General features: G+C 54.5%; 1 protein-coding gene and 1 CRISPR repeat array. The gene reads right to left on the bottom strand.

The window, feature by feature from the left end; translation table 11 throughout:
- Positions 1 to 59: 59 nt before the first annotated feature.
- Positions 60 to 1,376, bottom strand: coding sequence for an esterase-like activity of phytase family protein (locus NW852_RS11935; protein WP_414366840.1), 1,317 nt, complete (start codon positions 1,374 to 1,376; stop codon positions 60 to 62).
- Positions 1,377 to 1,835: 459 nt separating this feature from the next.
- Positions 1,836 to 3,991: direct repeats of the CRISPR family, unit length 36 nt; unit sequence GTTTCCAATTTCTAGGGATCCCCCCGAAGGGGGAAC.
- Between the last annotated feature and the right edge of the window lie 139 nt (positions 3,992 to 4,130).

Below are 4,130 nucleotides of genomic sequence, written 5' to 3'. Positions count from 1 at the left end.
TTTCCAGGGATCCCTCCAAAGAAGAGCGAGGCAGCGAACAGAAGGGATCCCCCTCTTACTCAGCGCAGCGTGAGGAAGTTGCCCACATTCAACAAGATGAACTCGTTGGCATCTGCAGCGTTGGGCAGACGTCCGGCGGAGAAGGGCAGGTTGTTGTCATTAGCTACAACAATGTGTTGCTCATCCACCACGTCCACGTCCTCAATGGTTACAAATGGAAAAGTAAAACGGCCGTCCACTGTGGCTGTCTTGCCAATGCCTTTCGGATCGGCGATATCCAACAGATCAACATAGGCCACCTTCTTGACGAGGCCGGCGCTGTCTACCTGGGCCAAGTCAATCAGGTAAACCCGTTTAAACTCAGCGGCCTTTGAGAAGCAATCCGTCTTCTGTTCTCCCTTGCAGGCGAGGCGGGGATCCCCTTCGTTGTTGTCCCGCTCAATTACTAAAGCCCGCGTGTCATCGATCATGTTGAAGTCGCCGATGTTATTGCCGGCAACCTCAAGCGGATACTTCCAGGTTTTGCCCGTCCACTTGCGGTTCTTAACGTCAAACTCCAGAATCCGCAGCACCTCCTTGCCCTCCACCGTCTCCAGAGCCGGCGGTTCGCCGAGGTAGAGGGGACCTTCTAGCATGGCATAGAGAAATTGTCCGTTGGGAGAAGCCGCCATGCCCTCAAAGCCACGGGAACGCCGCACTTCAAAGTTGACCGGGCCCGGCGTTGCCGGTGTGGTAAACGTATGATGATCCGGGGAACGTACTACCTTGCCCTCAACCTCGGTTTCAAAGAAAGCTACAACTTTGCCGTTGCTATCGACGGCAATGAGGTAGGGGCCAAACTCATCCCCAATCCAGTGCAGATCCCCAATAGTTTGGATCGACTCGATGTCTAGATCAGCACCGGTAAGGTAGCGCCTAGTTGTAAACTCGTTGACAATGCGGAAGGGGATCACTTTGTTCGGATCCTGTAGGAATACCGACTTGTTCAACCGCACCTGGCCACTCTCCCAGTCAACGGCTACTTCGTGAAAGCTGAGCAAGGCGTCTGGGGAGTTTGCCTTGCTGCCAAAGCCGTTGTCAATCAAAACACGGAAGCGGTCGCGAGCCAGGGTTTCAATCCCCGAAAAACCCTGAATTGGCTGACCAACAAAGGGCAGCGAAATGCCGGTGGTTCGGCCATCAACAAACGACTTGCCCTCAACTGAGGCGACCTCTTCGACCCGCTGGTTGTTGATTGCCGCAAAGCGGCCAGAGACCACAAAGCCAGAACCGGCATCGCTGGGTGGTGGCACGAAACTCATTGCCGGCAGCACGGCATATCCAGCTAGGGTGGCTTTAACCGCTTCGGCTGCTGAAACCGACGTGGCTGAAACCATGCCCAAAAAGATCCCCAAACCGAGGCGCGCAAGCGAGGTTCTCATAGTGCCTCCACTCTTTCTCTTTCGACTCCCAACTCTAGACCATGCTAAACATTGGTTCGCAGCTTCTAAATATCTTCCAGAAAAGCAGGCTCCATCCTGCTGGGGAAAACTTCAGGGATCCCCGCAAAATAAGCCTCCTAAGCCGCAACCAAGCAGCATTATACCTGAATACTTCCAACTTTTAGAGACTAGCTGAAAAGCGGAATGGAGGGAGTATTAACTGTCAATTAACCAATCGATTAACAGTACTTAACCTTCCCAGTTTTTCTAGTTTCTAAGTTTTAGGGATTTTCTCCAAGGAAAACCTCTGCACGCCAAAGGGAGTGTGCAGAGCGGCTTCACGTCTCCAGTTGCCGGGCACACACCCGAAGGAGAAACAAAAATGGGATCTCAATCTGGGATCCCAATTCAGCAGTTTCCAATTTCTAGGGATCCCCCCGAAGGGGGAACATTACTACATGGCCAACTACGAGGACGACCGGGGGGAAATAATGTTTCCAATTTCTAGGGATCCCCCCGAAGGGGGAACGTGAGGGAACATGGCTACCAAACCACAGAAGCTAGAGGTTTCCAATTTCTAGGGATCCCCCCGAAGGGGGAACAGGGACAAAGCCCCCGCGACGAAGCAGGAGAAGCCTTCTTCGTTTCCAATTTCTAGGGATCCCCCCGAAGGGGGAACGTGAGGGAACATGGCTACCAAACCACAGAAGCTAGAGGTTTCCAATTTCTAGGGATCCCCCCGAAGGGGGAACAGGGACAAAGCCCCCGCGACGAAGCAGGAGAAGCCTTCTTCGTTTCCAATTTCTAGGGATCCCCCCGAAGGGGGAACCCATCAACCTGAGGATCTCGTTGAGAGAGCCGAATGAGGAGGGTTTCCAATTTCTAGGGATCCCCCCGAAGGGGGAACGACCACCCCAATGACCCGGGGGGGGCCACCAACAAGGGGATAACCCAGTTTCCAATTTCTAGGGATCCCCCCGAAGGGGGAACGAACCTCTTGGAATCGATGCAGTCTTGGCAAAGTACATTGGGGTTTCCAATTTCTAGGGATCCCCCCGAAGGGGGAACTGAAACCGTCGTGGGATTTGGGTCTTTTACCCACTCGTTTCCAATTTCTAGGGATCCCCCCGAAGGGGGAACACCGTGGCTCCCCGGTGCATCCTCGTCGGGGCCCACACCGTTTCCAATTTCTAGGGATCCCCCCGAAGGGGGAACACGAGGTCATAGGCCGTCCCCGATTCAAGGGGGTGGTCGTCCGTTTCCAATTTCTAGGGATCCCCCCGAAGGGGGAACAACAAGAGCTGGCTAGGGCGGCGCTGTCCCGGGCCGAAGGCAGTTTCCAATTTCTAGGGATCCCCCCGAAGGGGGAACTCTTCGAACTGTTTGGCTACCTCGTGATATCGCTCGCTTTCTCGTTTCCAATTTCTAGGGATCCCCCCGAAGGGGGAACGCACGGGCAACGCCTTTCACGTCACTTGGCCATTCACGGGCTGTTTCCAATTTCTAGGGATCCCCCCGAAGGGGGAACCCGTAGGTTTGGACATAACTGTCCGCCAAAGGTCAGTGAAGTTTCCAATTTCTAGGGATCCCCCCGAAGGGGGAACATCTATATCCGCCAACTCGTCGAGGTCGGCATTATCGAGTTTCCAATTTCTAGGGATCCCCCCGAAGGGGGAACAGCATACCCGAAGGTTACGACGGGGTGTTGAACCTAGCGGTTTCCAATTTCTAGGGATCCCCCCGAAGGGGGAACTAGCCGGAAGCTGACGGAAACCCAACGTGCACAGATAAAGTTTCCAATTTCTAGGGATCCCCCCGAAGGGGGAACTAAAAAGGGTAGCCATCAGCCACGAGGTGTATGAAGTTTCCAATTTCTAGGGATCCCCCCGAAGGGGGAACGTCATAGGCTGTCCGAAATTCAGAGGCGTAGTCGTACGTTTCCAATTTCTAGGGATCCCCCCGAAGGGGGAACCACCCACGCCGGCCGCTCCGGTGGCGCCGCTGCCGCCGGTTTCCAATTTCTAGGGATCCCCCCGAAGGGGGAACGCAATTTTCTCGAGTAAGGCTTTCATTTCGTGAAGATTGTTTCCAATTTCTAGGGATCCCCCCGAAGGGGGAACATTAATGAAATGAAGGCCTTACTCGAGAAACTCACCCAAGTTTCCAATTTCTAGGGATCCCCCCGAAGGGGGAACAAATGCAAACTCTGTTAGCAGAATTGGTCGTTAACGGGGAGTTTCCAATTTCTAGGGATCCCCCCGAAGGGGGAACCTCCTAGAACTGAGTCCGACGTTGTTCGGAACTTAGAGTTTCCAATTTCTAGGGATCCCCCCGAAGGGGGAACCTGGTTGTCGCATACTCTATGGGGGATCCCAGCATGTAGGGGGGGTTTCCAATTTCTAGGGATCCCCCCGAAGGGGGAACGGCGCGTCCGGTACGACGAGGCCCTAGACTACCTAAAGTTTCCAATTTCTAGGGATCCCCCCGAAGGGGGAACTATTTATGGGAAGGGTGGGGAACGACAAGACCACCCTGTTTCCAATTTCTAGGGATCCCCCCGAAGGGGGAACTCTACCCCTATTAAACCCAAGCGGGGCAAGGAATGCAAGACCCATTTGCGAGGGGGTCGGTCGAAGACGGCAAAAAAGGGCCTGGAAGAGGGGGGGCAAGAGGCCTGAAAGCCTTGTGGGGCAAGGCATCGAGCGGGTC

The sequence above is a fragment of the Synechococcus sp. H60.1 genome (assembly GCF_047462335.1).
GTDB lineage: Bacteria > Cyanobacteriota > Cyanobacteriia > Thermostichales > Thermostichaceae > Thermostichus.
The sequence above is the reverse complement of the archived record's forward strand: the minus strand, read 5'-3'. Positions and strand labels throughout refer to the sequence as shown.

Bases quoted from the DNA above. Each gene is read 5' to 3' on its own strand.
- NW852_RS11935 (WP_414366840.1), bottom strand. From the start codon at position 1,376: ATGGTTTCAGCCACGTCGGTTTCAGCAGCCGAAGCGGTTAAAGCCACC.